The following is a 16,637-nucleotide window of genomic DNA, read 5'->3' as shown; positions in this document are numbered from 1 at the left end:
TTACCATATCAAGGTCTCCTTTTCGGTAACCTTCAATATGGCGCAACGTTATTTCTCAGAATACCTTTCGGTTACATTTAATTCGGCGCAATTCGTGGGGTTTTTGCTTCTCAAACGCCGGCCCAGGTTAGGTAAGCTTATGGTATGGTCCGCGCTGGCCTTGCTCTATTTGCTGTCCATTCCGTTCGTCGCCGAGGCCCTTCTGCAAAGGCTGGAGACGCCGCCCGAACGCGGCCTTTTTGATAACGATGTGCAGGCAATCGTCGTGTTGGGTGGCGGCACTTACTATCAGGCGCCAGAATATGGCAACGACACGGTCGGGCGATATAGCCTGCAGCGCATACGTTACGCGGCGGAACTGCATCGCCGAACGGGCAAACCTATCCTGGCGACTGGCGGTACTCCTCTGGGAAGCAAGTCATCTGAAGCGGCGCAAATGAAAGCGGTGCTGGAAAAGGAGTTTCGGGTTCCGGTCAAGTGGACAGAAGGTGCTTCGCGAAACACTCGTGAAAACGCCTACAAGAGCTTTGCGATACTCAGCAGGGACAAGATCAGTCATATCGCGCTCGTCACTCACGCCTGGCACATGCCGAGAGCAGCTAGGGAATTCGAACAGGCCGGCTTCAAGATTGTCCCTGCTGCGACTGCGTACACTACCCGCTATAAAACGGATATATTCGCATTCATTCCCACGGCGGCCGCGCTGCAAAAAAGCAGTTTGTTCTTTCATGAAGTCATCGGCATAGCGTGGTATCGGCTGACGTCGGCTTCCGGGTAAACGTCACTCTTCGAGCGAACCATTCCATTTACTCGCGCATCATCTTTGCAGCACACTGCAACGCAATAAGCCAAGCAAATGCGCCAGTGATGAGCAATTTATGAAATTCGTTGTTGCCTTGAACCAGGATTAAAATAACATCCGCATATTTTTTGGAAAAACCAGCATGAAAACACGTATTAAATGGAACGATGGAATGAGTTTTCTGGCCGAATCGGGCAGCGGCCATGCCGTACTGATGGATGGGCCCCCGGAAGCCGGTGGGAGAAATCTCGGGCCGCGTCCAATGGAAATGTTGCTGATGGGAACCGGCGGGTGCGCAGCTTTCGATGTAGTGCTGATTCTGAAAAAGAGCCGTCAGGATATTAACGACTGCGTGGTGGAAATCGAGGCAGAACGGGCTCCGCAAGACCCCAAGGTATTCACCCGCATTCATTTCCATTTTATCCTGACCGGAAAAAAGCTGAATCCCCAGCAAGTAGAGCGGGCGATCGTCCTTTCCGCGGAAAAATACTGCTCAGCCTCTATAATGCTGGGAAAAACGGCGCAACTGACACATGACTTTGAAATCGTGGAGAGCTGAAGCTCTTCGCTAAACCTGAATACCGCAGGTTGGAAAAGCGATCGGAAGGGGTAGAGTGGGCTCACCAAAAAGGTGAGGTTCATGGAGCACAAAAATTCCTTGGGATGAGGGCGTTGATAAATGAGCTGACAAATGAGCTAAAAGATGAGCGTCAACTGCGGGATGCAGGTTCAAAACCTTTGGTCAAACCCAATATGCCGTTTTCGTCATCACTTTAGACCCCAGCTTCATCATCAGCTTCACCGGCATGGGCAATTCCACGCCACCCTGCGACATGGCGGCGGTAGCGTGACCCGCTTCGTCAATTTGCATTTGTGCGACGATGGCGCGGCTTTTCCCATCGTTATGCGGCAAGCGTTTTAAATGTCCAGCCAGGTGGGATGTCACCTGGCGTTCGGTTTCCGCAAGAAACCCAAGGTTCCATTTATCGCCGAGTGTGCCCGCCAACGCGCCCATGGCGAGTGATCCGCCGTACCATAACGGATTCAATAGGCTCTTGCGCCCGCTCAATTCCGCAATCCGCCGCTCTGTCCAGGCAAGATGTTCAGTTTCTTCGCGCGCCGCCTGCGCCAGGGTATGCTGCACTTCTACGTTACGCGCAGTCAGTGCCTGTCCCTGATATAGTGCTTGTGCGCAAATTTCCCCGGTGTGATTGATACGCATCAGTGCGGTGGATTCGCTTTTCTCTGAATCACTCAATTCAACTTCCGGCAATTCAGTTCCCGGGACGGGCCGCAGCGTTTGTGCCGGCGTCAACAGCGTACGCAGTGCGTGATCGAAACCGATAATAAATTTGTCCAGATTCGGCATGAAAGTCCTAAGCAAACGATACGAAAGACATAAACGATGAATAAATGATAAATCAAATTTGAGAGGTTATATTCATCTGCCGCGCTATGAGTGTAACCGGATGCAACACTTCAATTTCTGATCCGGCTTCGCGCAACGCGCTTGCAAGATGCATGGCACAACCTACGTTTGATGTAGCGAGATAACGTGCGCCGCTTGCGCTTATTGCGGTAATTTTATCATGCAGCAGCACTTTTGCCATCTCTGGCTGGTCGAGAAAATAAGTCCCGGCGGCACCACAGCATTGATCGTTTCCAGTTAGCGGCGCAATCTGCGCGCCAGGAATGCGCGCGAGCAGCGCATAGGAAGAGGCGGAGCCGCGCAAAACATTGCGCAAACTACAGGGCTCGTGTACCGATATTTTATAGGTCAATGGCGCCAGCTTTATCTCGTCCCATCCTTCAGCCACTGCCAGAAATGCACTGATGTCCATGACTTTGGCTGAAAATCGCTTGCTCGCTGGCGTGCCCCCGTCGCACCCGTTCCCAGCTTCCAATTCTGGCGCAGACTCTTTTGAGCGTGGCGACGGGGGCAAAGTGGAATACTCAGTCAACTGCACGCCGCAACCCGACGCCGTGCTGATAATCGCCTCCAGATTCAGGCCATCAAAAGCACTGATATTCCGGTGTGCAAGTTGCGCCGCCGTTTGCTTGTCACCGCCATGCTGATGCAAGGCGCCACAGCAGGTCTGCGCGGGCGGCACATGAACCGTATAACCCAATTGATTGAGGACGACTATTGTCGCGTTGAGCGTTGCAGTATCCGTCAGTCGTGCCACGCAACCGAGGAACAGACCGACTTCTCCGCGTGGCTGTCCAGTAGTGGGATAAACTGCTTGCCATGACCCTGCAAAATTTGGCCGGCCGGGCAAAGAGTAGGTTTTATCGATGCGCGGCAACTGGGTTTCCAGCAAAATCAGCTTCGTTTTTCCCAATAAACCGGACTTACGCAACAGCTTCTGCATACCGCTTCGCTGATAAAAACGTAAGAGAGGGCGCAACGCATCAATACGTGCGGGTTTACCGATTATTTCACACTCCACCCACCGGCGAAACCAGGATTTTGAGGCCTGCGTACTTCCTCCCAGCGGTTTGGATGAGGATGCCATCATCGCACGGGTCCCGTCTATCAGTTGTCCAAAGCGCACGTGGTTGGGGCATACCGACTCGCAGGCACGGCAGGTCAGGCACCGGTCAATGTGCAGCGCAAAGCGCTCGTTCATCGGAATACGCCCGCCGGCAACCCCGCTCATCAGAGCGATACGCCCCCGAGGCGAATCGGCTTCCGATTGTGTTACGCGATAGGTGGGACAATGCGGCAGACACAGACCGCACGCAACACAACGGTTGGCTTCGGCGACCAGCGAATCCAGAGAAAAATCGGGCGGAAGATCAGTTGGTTTCATGATCACATCGGCTCAAAAAAGGCTTTGGATATATTTTTCATGTTTTTGCTGGGCTGCTTGCATTGGAAGAGTTTTGTCTCTAACACATGTGAAGGATAGAGCGGCGCCGGATTTTCCACCGCTGGAAGCACCCGCCGGAAAAAGTATCATTACGGTAATTTGTTCGGTTTCGGGAAGGGCCGATGCTTATCAGGCATCAATTACTGGAACTGGAGAGAGCACGTGGTTTAGGACAACAAAACCACGCTACAATTTCCGGACCTCCATTTTTTGATACACCGACCCTCCATCTTGGAAGCATTTTTTACCTCCACCCTGCTGGTAGCGCTGGCTGAAATCGGCGACAAGACTCAGCTTCTTTCATTTGTACTTGCAGCCAAGCTACGGCAACCCTACCCGATAATGGCCGGCATCTTCGTGGCCACGCTACTCAATCATGCGCTTGCGGCATCGGTAGGCGCATGGCTGGCAAGCCTGATCTCTCCTCAATTTCTCAACTGGATCGTTGGGCTATCGTTCATCGGATGCGGCCTTTGGGCGCTCAAGCCAGATGCACTAGAGGGGAACCTGCGCTTTTTTAGTGCCGGAGCATTTGTCACCACGCTAATTGCTTTTTTTCTGGCGGAGATGGGAGACAAGACCCAACTTGCGACAGTGGCATTGGCCGCCCGCTATGATGCGCTGACAACAGTTGTTTTAGGAACCACGCTTGGCATGATGCTTGCTAACGCACCGGCCGTCTGGATGGGCAAGGTACTTGCGGATCGCATCAATATGACAATGATGCGATGGATCGCGGCTGCGTCGTTTTTGCTGCTGGGAATATGGTCATTGGCGGGCGAGGTACCATCTTATTGACGTACCGTTGACACATTAATCTGGTCCGGTAATCCCGTATATGTAACGTTCGAGCTGATGAATGACGAACTCGCGTCCCGAAATGGCGTCCTTGACCAGATCGCCGATGGAAATAATGCCGACCACTGCGTTATTTTCAAGCACGGGCAAGTGCCGTACCCGTATCGAAGTAACCAATGCCATGCAATCTTCAGCGGAATAATCGGGGGTTACATATGCCACTTGCGAAGTCATGATTTCGCTAACCGGGATATCTTTCGCAGGTCTATCCAGCAGATATGCCTTGCGCGCATAATCTCTTTCAGTGAAGATACCGGCCAGTTTTCCATCCTGTAGCACCAGCAATGCACCGATGTTTCGTGCAGCCATCAATTGCATCGCGTCGTATACGGATTTGTCCGGCTCGATGCTTGCACATTCGAATCCCTTGCCCTGCAGTAATTGCCTTACGGTCGCCACTACATATTCCCCTATTCGAGTTTCGAATGTTCGAAAACTTCTTTATCAGTTGAGTTAATCATAGCATGCAAGGAGAAGAACCTGGGGGCTGCTTCCGTACTTCAAATAGTGCACTTGGCTTGCGGACAAGGTAACCGCTGTTGTTCGCAATCGCAGGGTTCCAGCGCCATCGCGCATGCGCTACAACATACGGCTTTTATCCCCGCTGATGAATCCGATCAGTGACTGGTGGATATTCTTGCCAAATGCGATAACTTTAAACAGTTCACCCATTTCCGCCGGGCTCACCAGCTTTTGCAACTGGTTCGCCAGCGGCAGATAGTCCTTGGTGTTCTCCACTCGGGTTTGCGCCAGAATCTCGGTTACCCCGCAGTTGATGAGAAAATATGCCTGAGTCGTGTAACCCCGCAACCCCAGCCCCGAATCGATAGCGGCGCTGGCGACAGAACTGAAATCAACATGGCTGGTAATGTCCTGCAAACCCGGCAGATAAAAAGGATCGTTGTGGGCAAGATGGCGATAATGGCACATCAATGTACCGCTGGATCGCTGGGGATGATAATACTCATTACGTCCGAAACCGTAGTCGATTAACACGATTGCGCCCCGCTGCAAAACAGCGGCGAGACTACGCATGAAATGGCTCGCGGAAAGATTGATCTCGCTCACGTACTCACCAATATCGTGGCCAAGACCACGGCTGACATCGCCATCCGCACCCTCAACCTGAGGATTTAATTCACGAGCAATCTCAAAAAGCGCTCCCCCTGCAAGAGCACGGTCGCTCCATGCGAAATCGTCTCCTTTTATCATCACGCCACGCTCGAACAGATCAGTTCCGCGCCAGGCAACCAGATGTACCGGCATGGCGTCGAGTACCTCATTCGCAATTATCAGCCCATCGAATGCGGGAGGCAAATGTTCCAGCCAGACGACTCGCAGCGCGAGATGCGGCGCGAATCTATCAAATAATTCCCTTTGCCGCTGCTGTAGCTCTGCACTGACTTCAAGAATAAAATACCGGCGGGGCAAGCTGCCGAGTTTTTCCAGTTCAAGCAGTAAATCGAGCGCGAGTTTGCCCGTACCCGCCCCGAATTCGAGAATATCGGCCTGGTCATCCACGAGTTCGAGAACCTGCGCGGCCTGCCGCGCCAGGGTTTTACCGAATAATGAAGAAATTTCCGGGGCGGTGACAAAATCGCCCGATTCGCCGAATTTTGCTGCACCGCCGCTGTAATAACCCATGCCCGGCGCGTACAAGACCAACCTCATGTAATGTTCGAATGAAATCCAGCCGCCGGCAACAGCAAGTTCGGCATGGATGAGTTCTTTCAAGGCACGGCTGTGCCGAAGGGCTGCTTCGCTCGGTATAGGTAGTGCCGGTAGTGGCTGCATTGGCTCTATGCTACTCTGTAATATAAGGCTGTCTATCAAATAGGGGCATCGTCTTTCTCGTGTCGCGAGAATTCAGCGGTCTTCTGTAAACTCTATTTGAGAGCCACTATGAATTATAAAAATCGAATCGATTCGTAAGTGTAGAGGAGATAGCGATGCAAGGGAAAGTGATACTCGTCACGGGGGGCGCCAGACGCGTGGGTGCAGCCACCTGTCGCAGATTGCATGCACAGGGCGCAAATCTGCTGGTGCATTACCGCGCGTCGGAGACAGACGCACGGGCCTTGCAGACCGAACTTAATCTGGCACGGCCCGGTTCAGTGGCGCTGGCCCGGGCTGACCTGCTGGATATCAGGCGACTCCCCGACCTGATCGAGGAGACCATAAGGCATTTCGGAAAACTCGACGCGCTCGTCAATAATGCTTCCAGCTTTTTCCCTACTCCCCTCGGAGAACTCACCGAGAACATGTGGAATGATCTGATCGGCACCAATCTGAAGGTACCTCTGCTTCTGTCACAGGCGGCGGCGCCGCAACTCAGGGAAAATAATGGCTGTATCGTCAATATCGTCGATATTCACGAGAAGTGGCCGCTGAAAGGATACGTGGTGTACAACGCTGCAAAGGGCGGCCTTGCCTCGCTCACGCGATCGCTTGCCCAGGAGCTTGCACCCGAAGTTCGGGTAAATGGGGTTTCTCCCGGTCCCATTCTGTGGCCTGAAGAGGGTGAGTGGGCAGATGAAGCTTCTCGCCAGTACATCATAGGCAGGACACTGCTCAAACGAACCGGCGAGCCGGACGACATCGCCAGAACGGTGGCTTTCCTGATTGCGGACGCACCTTATATTACCGGCCAGATCATTGCCGTGGATGGGGGACGTAGCGTTAATTTGTAGGTAGAAGCGAAGGCTGAGAGGATGACATAAAGCGCTTAATGGCTAAATCCGCTTAATGGCTAAATCGGGAGATCTGGGGTCTGCTATTGGGTTGACGAAGGATGCTTTCACTTTCCCTTCAAACATAAGGGCATAAATTAGCGCATCGCACCTTATTTATCGTTCATGTCGTTTGGAAGTGCAAAGGAACTACTGGTTGGGTAAGCGTAGCGCAACACCCAATATCTGAATCATCAACTCAGCTTTTTTCGCAGTATCTCGTTCACTTGCGCGGGATTCGCCTTGCCTTTGGCGGCCTTCATTACTTGGCCGACGAGGGCATTAAAGGCTTTCTCCTTGCCAGCCTTGAATTCCTCAACGGATTTCGAGTTGGCATCAATAACGTCGGCGATCAGTTTTTCAAGTTCGCCCGAATCCGAGATCTGCTTCAATCCCTGCGATTTGATGATCTCGTCGACAAGGTTCTCAACCGGTTCCGAATCGTGGCGCTTCCAACCCCCAGCTTGCTCACCGGACTGGATCCACATTTGTCTCAATACTTCCTTCCCCATCTTTCCCGAGATTGTGCCATCTTTGATACGCGTTAGAAGTTGCACGAGTTGTGCCGGAGACAGCGGACAGTTATCAAAGAGCTTTCCTTCATTATTGAGATAACTGGATATTTCGCCCATTACCCAGTTTGCGCAGAGTTTTGGATCAGATGGAAGCTTATCTGCAACCGCGTCGAAGTACTCCGCAATTTCCCGATCGGCTGTCAGGGCCGCCGCATCATAAGCAGAAAGCCCATAGTCGCGCTCGAGGCGAATTCGCATTTGCTGTGGCAGTTCCGGTAGCCCGCTCTTCACTTCAGCGATCCAGCTTGCAGGGATTTCCAGCGGCAACAAGTCCGGATCGGGAAAATAGCGGTAGTCCTGCGCATCTTCCTTGCTTCGCATGGCACGGGTTTCATCCTTTGCAGGATCGTAGAGGCGGGTTTGCTGATGGATGGCGCCGCCGTCTTCCAGGAGCGCTATCTGGCGTCTGGCTTCGTAATCGATAGCCTTCTCGAGAAAACGGAACGAGTTGAGATTTTTTATTTCGCAGCGAGTGCCAAGCCTGTCCGATCCTTGTGGTCGCACGGATACGTTGGCGTCGCAACGGAAGGAACCCTCCTGCATATTGCCATCGCAGATGCCGATCCAGCGCACCAGCGAATGCAATGTTTTGGCATAGGCCACCGCTTCGGCGCTACTGCGCATATCCGGCTCAGAAACGATCTCGAGCAGAGGCGTGCCCGCACGATTCAGATCGATGCCGGTCATGCCGTGGAAATCCTCATGCAACGACTTGCCCGCATCTTCTTCCAGATGTGCCCGGACAAGACGTACAGTTTTCTCCGTTTCCCCCACATGAATTGTCACGTTACCGCCTTCAACGACGGGCAATTCATATTGACTGATCTGATAGCCTTTGGGGAGATCAGGATAAAAGTAATTTTTTCGGGCAAAAATTGATGGCGAATTGATTTTTCCCCCAACCGACAGACCAAGCTTGATTGCCCGGTCAACCGCGCCGTGATTCAATACGGGCAGCACGCCCGGCAGCGCCAGGTCGACCGCGCAAGCTTCTGCGTTGGGCGCCGCGCCGAAAGCGGTCGAGGCGCCTGAAAATATTTTCGATCGGGTCGAGAGCTGCGCATGGACTTCAAGACCGATAACGATTTCCCATTGCATTGCGAGAATCCCTTTTTTGGAATAGTACTTAAATTGATCCGGCAATTATCGGTACGATATACCAGCCGAACTCGCCGTCCAGGGTTGGAAAGCACGCCATAGCGGGTTTTGAACCGGATGCCGGATCAAGCCCCGGAATGGTGGAATCATCGTATTCTCATGACGATGAAGCCGAGTCCGATACGATTCAATACAGGCTCAATTCACTCTTGGGATCCGGCAGGCATCTGCATATGCCAGTCGGTTACCCGTTGGTATTGATGTGCCACATTCAGCATTTGTGCTTCCGTAAAATAATTGCCAACGATGTGCAATCCCACCGGCCGGTTTTTATCGCCAAAGCCAACCGGGATGGACATACCGGGCAAGCCGGCCAGGTTGACGGAAATGGTGTAGGCATCGGATAAGTACATTTGGACCGGGTCGCTGCTTTTTTCTCCGAGATCGAATGCAACGGTGGGCGAAGTCGGCCCCATGATGATGTCACACTGTTTGAATGCCTCGGCAAAATCCAGTGCTATCAGACGGCGCAGCTTCTGGGCCTGAATGTAGTATGCGTCGTAATATCCGTGCGACAGCACGTAAGTTCCGATTAGAATGCGGCGCTTCACTTCTGCGCCAAAAGCCTGCGCGCGGCTTTTCCGATACATATCATCGAGGTCGATATACTTGGGAGCACGATAGCCGTAACGCACCCCATCGAACCGGGATAGATTGCTCGACGCTTCCGCTGGGGCCAGCACATAGTAAACAGGTACCGACAGCTTCGTATTGGGTAGCGATACTTCCACTGTTTTTGCGCCAAGCTTGCGGTATTCCGCGATAGCGGCTTCCACCGCGCGCGCTACGTCATCGTTTATTTCCTTCACGAAATATTCTTTCGGCAGGCCGATACGCAGCCCTGCGAGCGGCTTTTCCAGCTCGCGCACGTAATCTTCCGCCTCACGCTGCAAACTGGTCGAATCGCGTGTATCGAATCCGGCCATGACATTCAGCATCAACGCCAGGTCTTCTGCTGATTTCGCCATCGGACCGCCCTGGTCGAGACTGGAAGCAAAGGCAACCATACCGTAGCGCGAAACCAGCCCATAAGTGGGCTTGATCCCGGAAATGCCGCATAGCGCAGCCGGTTGACGAATTGAACCGCCCGTATCCGTGCCAGTTGCGGCGGGCGCCATACGTGCGGCAACGGCACAAGCCGAACCGCCCGAACTTCCACCCGGCACGGCCGTGGTATCCCACGGATTCCTTACCGGTCCGTAATAGGAGGTCTCGTTGCTGGATCCCATGGCGAATTCATCCATGTTAGTTTTGCCGATATTCACCGCCCCTGCCGCATTGAAACGCTCAACCACAGCAGCATCGTAAGGGGAAATGAAATTGGACAACATTTTCGATCCGCAAGTGGTGAGCCACCCCTTGGTACAAAAAATATCCTTCTGGGCGATCGGAATACCGGTAAGCGGCCGGGCGCCGCCGGATGCGATAATCATGTCCGCGGCACGCGCCTGATTGAGGCTAGTCTCTTCATTGATGGTAATGAAAGCGTTGTAACCTGGGTTTAACGCCTGGGAACGCTTGAGGAATTCGCCGGTCAATTCAGCGCTGGAGATTTTTTTCGCGGCAAGGAGCGTGGAAAATTGCTTGAGACTGGAGTTCAACATGTTATTCGCGGGGTGAAGCAAATCTTGCAAAAGGTTGCAAACGTGGAAGGAGAGTTCAGCGGCGGCGCCAGGCTTTACTCGATAACCTTTGGCACGAGGTAAAGACCCGCCTCTACCTGGGGCGCTATGGATTGAAACAACTCGCGCTGATCGACCTCCGTCACGATATCCGGGCGCAGCCGTTGCATCAAATCCTGTGCATGGGATACGGGTTTTATGGCCGATGTATCCACCGCCTGCATCTGCTGGATCAGGTCGAAGATACCCGATAACTGAGCCAGCGCGGCACTCGCCTCCTCCTCGCCGACTTCAATGCGCGCCAGGTTGGCGATGCGCTTTACCTCATCCAAAGACAGTGACATTAACCGCCAAATCCCTTATATTCAAATAGGTAATAGAGTATCATAGCCCGCCTGAGTGACGCATCCTTTTCCGCGCTTTATCATCGCCATCTGCAACGGATTTCGTAAACCATGCTTAATTTTATAAACAATAATGTATTGAAGGGTTATTTTTCGACCGATATGGCGATAGACCTGGGAACCGCCAATACGCTGATTTATGTGCGCGGCCAGGGTATTGTATTAAATGAACCTTCCGTAGTAGCGATACGCCAGGATGGGGGGCCCAACGGCAAAAAAGTAATTCAGCAGGTAGGGTTGGCGGCCAAGCAGATGCTGGGGCGGACCCCCGGTAATATCACCGCGATCCGTCCTATGAAGGACGGCGTGATCGCCGATTTCACCGTTACCGAACAGATGCTGAAGCACTTCATCAAGAAGGTAAATCCACCGCGACTGTTTTCCGCCAACCCCCGCATTGTAATCTGTGTACCTTATGGATCCACCCAAGTGGAGCGTCGCGCCATTCGCGAAGCTGCCTATGGCGCCGGCGCACGCAAGGTCGAACTGATCGAGGAACCGATGGCGGCAGCGATCGGCGCCAACTTGCCGGTCGAGGAAGCGACTGGCTCGATGGTGGTCGATATCGGCGGCGGCACTACCGAAGTGGGTGTGATTTCGCTCGGCGGCATCGTTTATTCAAATTCGGTACGCGTTGGGGGTGATAAATTCGACGAGGCGATTATCAATTATATTCGCCGCAATTACGGCATGCTGATCGGTGAAGTCACCGCCGAGCTGATCAAGAAGGAAATAGGGTCCGCGTTCCCGGGTTCGGAAGTACGGGAAATGGAAGTCAAGGGACGAAATCTGGCGGAAGGAATTCCGCGCAGCTTCACTATTTCCAGTAACGAAATCCTCGAAGCACTGACGGACCCACTGAATAGTATCGTCAGCGCGGTCAAATCGGCGCTTGAGCATACGCTGCCTGAACTGGGTGCGGATATCGCTGAAAAAGGCATGGTGCTGACCGGTGGCGGGGCATTGCTAAGAGACATCGATCGCTTGTTGATGGAAGAAACAGGGTTGTCGGTTATCATCGCTGAAGATCCACTCACCTGTGTTGTGCGTGGATCAGGTGTCGCTCTGGAAAATATGGACCAGTTGGTGGGCGTTTTTGCCAGTGACTAGCAGGTTTTCGAGGACGTCCGGTTGGGTTCCGGCCGAGCGTACATTGACTCGTCCATCGTGAAACCCGAGAGACATGACGGAAACGAACCCGCGGTTTTTCAGGCATGGTCCCAGTCTGCTGGCGCGGCTTGTTTTTTTTGTAATGCTGTCATTAGTGCTGATGGCTGCCGACGCCCGGTTTAAATATCTTCTCGAAATTCGCCAAGCCTTCTCTACCGTGGTCTATCCCCTACAGAAACTAGCCAATGTACCGGGAACGATCTATGACGGAGTAAGCGAGTTTTTCTTTAGCGGGCATCTGGCCGACGAGAATATTCATCTCAAGCAGCAGCACCTTGTCGACCGGGGCCAACTTCAGCAGCTGGGCGCCCTGGAAGCTGAAAATGCACAGTTGCGCAAGCTCCTGGAAGCCACGCAGCGGGTTGAAAGCAAGGCGGTGATGGCTGAAATCCTGCACGTACCGCGCGATCCATTTAACCGTAAGGTCATGCTTGATAAAGGTAGCCAAAGCGGAGTTCAGCCGGGTCAGGTGGTGGTGGATGATATTGGCGTGGTGGGGCAGATTACCCGCGACTATCCATGGGCATCCGAAGTCACGCTTATTACTGACAAGGATCATTCGGTGCCGGTTCAGGTAGTGCGCAATGGCCTTCGTTCAGTGATATCGGGCACGGGAAAGGATGCGATGCTTGAATTGCGTTACCTGGCTGTCAACACCGATATACAGGAAGGAGACTCCCTGGTGACTTCCGGAATAGATGGGGTTTATCCACCTGGCCTCCCCGTCGCGGTGGTCTCAAAGATCGAACGCAATCCTACGTATGTCTTTGCCCGTGTTACCTGCACACCTGTTGCAGGAGTAGGTCATAACCGCCAGTTGCTGATATTGTCCACGCTGACGCCCGTCACGGAAATTCCGGCGGAGGCGTTCGAGTTGAAGCCCGAGAGCAGAAAGCGAGAAAAAGGTGGCGTTCGCTGATCATCCCAAGCATGAAATTCTGCGGCCTGTAAGGGGTTCGTTCATCATCATCAGCCTGATGGTGACCTTATTGCTGAATCTCATGCCGTTAAAAGGTATAGCGCTAGCGTTATGGCCGGATTTCGTCGCCCTGGCGATACTTTACTGGTGTATCAGCCAACCGCAGCGTGTCGGTATCAGCGTCGCGTTTGGAATGGGCCTGCTAATGGATTTCGGTGATGCCAGCACCTTTGGCCAGCATGCCCTGGCGTATAGCATCATGGCTTTTGTCGCGCTGCTGTTCCACCGGCGCTTGAGCAATTTTGAATTGCTCAAGCAAGCTCCACAGATAGGATTGATATTGCTTTTAGGACAATTCATCATACTTCTGACAGGGCTGCTGGATGGGTCCCATTTTCCCGGTTGGAATTTCTTTCTCGCGAGCGTTACCGGCACGTTGCTGTGGCCGTTTTTCTCTTCATTGCTGAGAATGCCGCAGAAGCCCAGGTTTGAATCCGATGCCCGATGAGCCGTACAGTAGAGCTTCGTAACCATCCGCGTGAGTTGCAAAATTTCCAGTTGCGGCTTGCCTTCAGCGCGGGATTCGTGCTGCTGCTATTTCTTTTGCTGTTTGCGCGTTTCTCTTACCTCCAGGTATCGCAGCGCGAGCATTATCATACCCTGGCGGAAGCCAACCGGATATCCATCTCCCCTATCGTGCCCAACCGAGGCTTGATTTTCGATCGTAACGGTGAGGTGCTTGCGCATAACTACTCTGCTTACACGCTCGAAATCGTGCCCAGCAAGATTGGAGACCTTGAGGCTCTCATTAACGAATTGGCTACCGTTGTCGAAATAGCCGCGAGAGACCGCAAGCGTTTTAAAAAATTGATGGAAGAGAGCAAGAGATTTGAGAGCCTGCCCATCCGTACCCGTTTATCGGATGTGGAAGTCGCTCGTTTTGCAGCCAACCGTTATCGCTTTCCCGGGGTGGAAATCAAGGCCCGTTTATTCCGTCAATACCCTAAGGGCGAAAGCGCGTCTCATGTCGTCGGCTATATCGGCCGAATCAATGACAAAGATCTTGAGCGACTGGAAGCCAACAACGGCTTGGCCAATTATCGAGGCTCCCACCACATGGGTAAAATCGGTATTGAGCAAAGTTACGAAAAGGAACTGCACGGCATCACGGGATTCGAGGAAATGGAGACTGATGCGGCCGGCCGGGTAATAAGAGTTATATCCCGTACTCCAGCGATCTCCGGCAACGATCTGACACTTTCGCTCGATGCCAGATTGCAGGAGGTCGCCGAGAAAGCTTTTGGAGATCGGCGCGGCGCGCTGGTCGCGATTGAGCCTGCTACCGGCGAGGTGCTCGCGTTCGTCAGCAAACCGGGATTCGACCCCAATCTGTTTGTCGATGGCATTGATTCGGAAAATTGGGATTTACTGAATAATTCCATCGACAGGCCTCTAAACAACCGCGCGTTGCGCGGGCTTTATCCGCCGGGCTCCACATTCAAACCCTTCATGGCTCTGGCCGGTCTGGAGTTGAAAAAACGCTGGCCGCGGCACGCTATCAATGATTCCGGATATTTCAGCCTGCCCGGCAGCACGCACCGCTTTCGCGATTGGAAAGCCGGGGGCCACGGAGTTGTCGACCTGCACAAATCTCTGGTTGTGTCGTGTGACACGTATTACTACGGGCTTGCCAATGACCTCGGCATTGACAACATTTTCAATTTCGTCAGCCAGTTTGGATTAGGGAAGAAAACCGGCATCGATATCGAAGGAGAGGTTAGCGGCTTGTTGCCCTCACAAGAATGGAAAATGGCGCGGCACAAACAGAAGTGGTATGCCGGTGATACGATTTCGGTAGGCATAGGCCAAGGCTACAATCTGACCACTCCGCTACAACTGGCCTTTGCTACCGCAATACTGGCGGGGAATGGTACAGCGTTTCGTCCACATCTTGTGAAGCAGGTCCTGAATAACAACAAGGAGGTGGTGCGGGAAATTGCCAAGGAACCCTTATACACGCTCAACCTCAATCCCGATAATTTACAGGCAGTGCGAAACGCACTCGTAGATGTAACCCGGCCCGGTGGCACCGCCGCACTCGCCGGCGCCGACGCCGCCTATGCTTTCGCGGGTAAAACCGGCACGTCGCAAGTAATTGGCATGAAGCAAGGGGAAAAATACGTAGAAAGCAAGGTCCGGGAACGTTTTCGTGACCACGCGCTGTTCATTACTTACGCCCCGGCCGAGAACCCCAAAATAGCGCTATCGGTATTGGTGGAAAACGGCGGGCATGGCGGGTCTACCGCTGCGCCGATCGCCAGGATGGTCATGGACTACTACCTGCTTGGCAAGCTGCCGAGCGAAGCGGCGGCAGAAGCTGTCGAGCAGAATGAAGAAGAGGACGAGCATGATTGAACCCATGCGCGTATGGCATTACCTTACACGTTATGTGGACAGCTTCCTGCTGAGCGGAATATTGCTGCTGATGCTGACCGGCTTGTTCACGCTGTATAGCGCAACCGACGCCAACCTCGGTCGCGTCACCAATCAGGCAGTCAATATGCTGGTCGCACTGGGCATAATGTGGCTGGTCGCCAACATTCCGTTACAACACATCATGCGCATTGCCTTGCCGATATATGTGGCTGGCATTCTCCTGCTGCTTGGCGTGGCGCTGTTCGGTGAGATAAACAATGGAGCCCGGCGCTGGTTGAACATCGGCTTTACCCGTATTCAGCCGTCCGAGTTGATGAAGATAGCCGTGCCGCTGATGATGGCATGGTATTTCGATAAACATGAAGCCACCTTGCGGCTGAGGGATTATGCGGTTGCAACGCTGCTGCTGATACTTCCCGTATTGATGATTGTGCGCCAACCCGACTTGGGCACCGCGCTGCTCATCGCATCGAGCGGTTTCTACGTACTGTTCCTCACAGGGTTGTCATGGCGCATAATGGGCGCATTGTTCGTCGTTGGGGCAGGAAGCCTGCCAATACTATGGTCGACGATGCATGATTATCAGCGAAGACGCGTCATGACCTTGCTTGATCCGACACAGGATGCGCTCGGTGCAGGGTATCACACCATTCAGTCCACCATTGCTATTGGCTCTGGAGGCATTCTTGGCAAGGGCTGGCAGCATGGTACCCAAACCCATCTCGATTTCCTTCCCGAGAGAAGCACCGATTTCATCTTTGCGGTATTTTCCGAAGAATTCGGGCTTATCGGCAACTCACTGCTGTTGCTGCTGTACCTGGTGGTTATCGGTCGCGGAATGGTTATCGCCGCCAATGCCTCAACCCAGTTTACGCGTCTTATCGCCGGCTCGATAACACTGACATTTTTCACCTATATTTTTGTCAACATAGGCATGGTCATCGGTATTCTGCCTGTGGTGGGGGTACCGCTGCCTCTGATCAGCTACGGCGGCACATCAATGGTGACAATGCTGTTGGGATTTGGTATTTTGATGAGCATACAGACGCATCCCAAGTTGGTGAAGACGTGAGGAATATTGATTCGAGATC

At 53.1% G+C, this 16,637-nt stretch carries 16 protein-coding genes; 9 read left to right on the top strand and 7 right to left on the bottom strand.

What is annotated here, in order from left to right; genetic code table 11:
• Window positions 1-37 precede the first annotated feature (37 nt).
• A complete protein-coding gene (locus tag BLS94_RS11855; RefSeq protein ID WP_090961287.1) occupies window positions 38-778 on the top strand; it encodes a YdcF family protein in 741 nt (246 codons plus the stop codon).
• Between the two features lie 166 nt (window positions 779-944).
• Window positions 945-1,361 (top strand): OsmC family protein, encoded by a 417-nt coding sequence (locus BLS94_RS11850; RefSeq protein ID WP_072768042.1) that lies wholly within the window; start codon window positions 945-947, stop codon window positions 1,359-1,361.
• Window positions 1,362-1,544: 183 nt separating this feature from the next.
• On the opposite strand, the gene coq7 is transcribed toward BLS94_RS11850, so the two are convergent.
• Window positions 1,545-2,171, bottom strand: coding sequence for a 2-polyprenyl-3-methyl-6-methoxy-1,4-benzoquinone monooxygenase (gene coq7, locus BLS94_RS11845; RefSeq protein WP_090961284.1), 627 nt, complete (start codon window positions 2,169-2,171; stop codon window positions 1,545-1,547).
• A 52-nt stretch (window positions 2,172-2,223) separates the two neighbouring features.
• Entirely contained in the window at window positions 2,224-3,615 is a 1,392-nt protein-coding gene (locus tag BLS94_RS11840) for a (Fe-S)-binding protein (RefSeq protein ID WP_090961281.1), read from the bottom strand.
• Between the two features lie 288 nt (window positions 3,616-3,903).
• Between BLS94_RS11840 and BLS94_RS11835 the strand changes: the two genes are divergently transcribed.
• Window positions 3,904-4,473 (top strand): TMEM165/GDT1 family protein, encoded by a 570-nt coding sequence (locus BLS94_RS11835; protein ID WP_218124798.1) that lies wholly within the window; start codon window positions 3,904-3,906, stop codon window positions 4,471-4,473.
• A gap of 15 nt (window positions 4,474-4,488) precedes the next feature.
• Here BLS94_RS11835 and BLS94_RS11830 read toward each other — a convergent pair whose 3' ends face one another.
• Complete coding sequence (locus BLS94_RS11830) at window positions 4,489-4,932, bottom strand: CBS domain-containing protein (RefSeq protein WP_072768040.1); 444 nt, start codon at window positions 4,930-4,932, stop codon at window positions 4,489-4,491.
• Between the two features lie 180 nt (window positions 4,933-5,112).
• The gene (locus BLS94_RS11825; protein WP_090961278.1) at window positions 5,113-6,327 is read right to left on the bottom strand and encodes a class I SAM-dependent methyltransferase; all 1,215 of its coding nucleotides are present in this window, start codon (window positions 6,325-6,327) and stop codon (window positions 5,113-5,115) included.
• Between the two features lie 155 nt (window positions 6,328-6,482).
• Here BLS94_RS11825 and BLS94_RS11820 point away from each other — a divergent pair, with 155 nt between their 5' ends.
• Window positions 6,483-7,223 carry a pteridine reductase gene (locus BLS94_RS11820; RefSeq protein ID WP_090961276.1) on the top strand — a complete coding sequence of 247 codons (741 nt, stop codon included), beginning with the start codon at window positions 6,483-6,485 and terminating at the stop codon, window positions 7,221-7,223.
• Between the two features lie 233 nt (window positions 7,224-7,456).
• On the opposite strand, the gene gatB is transcribed toward BLS94_RS11820, so the two are convergent.
• The 3 genes from gatB to gatC form a co-directional block, all read right to left on the bottom strand.
• Window positions 7,457-8,935 (bottom strand): Asp-tRNA(Asn)/Glu-tRNA(Gln) amidotransferase subunit GatB, encoded by a 1,479-nt coding sequence (gatB, locus tag BLS94_RS11815; RefSeq protein WP_090961293.1) that lies wholly within the window; start codon window positions 8,933-8,935, stop codon window positions 7,457-7,459.
• A gap of 203 nt (window positions 8,936-9,138) precedes the next feature.
• Entirely contained in the window at window positions 9,139-10,599 is a 1,461-nt protein-coding gene (gene gatA / locus BLS94_RS11810; protein ID WP_072768033.1) for an Asp-tRNA(Asn)/Glu-tRNA(Gln) amidotransferase subunit GatA, read from the bottom strand.
• Window positions 10,600-10,673: 74 nt separating this feature from the next.
• Window positions 10,674-10,961 carry an Asp-tRNA(Asn)/Glu-tRNA(Gln) amidotransferase subunit GatC gene (gene gatC, locus BLS94_RS11805; RefSeq protein ID WP_072768032.1) on the bottom strand — a complete coding sequence of 96 codons (288 nt, stop codon included), beginning with the start codon at window positions 10,959-10,961 and terminating at the stop codon, window positions 10,674-10,676.
• A 111-nt stretch (window positions 10,962-11,072) separates the two neighbouring features.
• Here gatC and BLS94_RS11800 point away from each other — a divergent pair, with 111 nt between their 5' ends.
• From BLS94_RS11800 to rodA, 5 genes are all read left to right on the top strand, one after another.
• Window positions 11,073-12,131, top strand: coding sequence for a rod shape-determining protein (locus tag BLS94_RS11800; protein ID WP_025041307.1), 1,059 nt, complete (start codon window positions 11,073-11,075; stop codon window positions 12,129-12,131).
• A gap of 73 nt (window positions 12,132-12,204) precedes the next feature.
• On the top strand, window positions 12,205-13,110 hold the full coding sequence (gene mreC / locus BLS94_RS11795; protein ID WP_090961273.1) for a rod shape-determining protein MreC: 906 nt from the start codon (window positions 12,205-12,207) through the stop codon (window positions 13,108-13,110).
• A complete protein-coding gene (gene mreD / locus BLS94_RS11790; RefSeq protein ID WP_090961270.1) occupies window positions 13,097-13,618 on the top strand; it encodes a rod shape-determining protein MreD in 522 nt (173 codons plus the stop codon). The genes mreC and mreD overlap by 14 nt, the downstream gene beginning before the upstream one ends.
• Complete coding sequence (gene mrdA / locus BLS94_RS11785; RefSeq protein WP_090961267.1) at window positions 13,615-15,525, top strand: penicillin-binding protein 2; 1,911 nt, start codon at window positions 13,615-13,617, stop codon at window positions 15,523-15,525. Before mreD ends, mrdA begins: the two co-directional genes overlap by 4 nt.
• Complete coding sequence (gene rodA, locus BLS94_RS11780) at window positions 15,518-16,618, top strand: rod shape-determining protein RodA (protein ID WP_090961263.1); 1,101 nt, start codon at window positions 15,518-15,520, stop codon at window positions 16,616-16,618. Before mrdA ends, rodA begins: the two co-directional genes overlap by 8 nt.
• Window positions 16,619-16,637 lie beyond the last annotated feature (19 nt).

The organism is Nitrosospira sp. Nsp18 (genome assembly GCF_900103145.1).
In the GTDB taxonomy this organism is placed as follows: Bacteria; Pseudomonadota; Gammaproteobacteria; order Burkholderiales; family Nitrosomonadaceae; genus Nitrosospira.
Note: the sequence above shows the minus strand (reverse complement) of the source record. Positions and strands in the feature narration are given on the sequence as shown.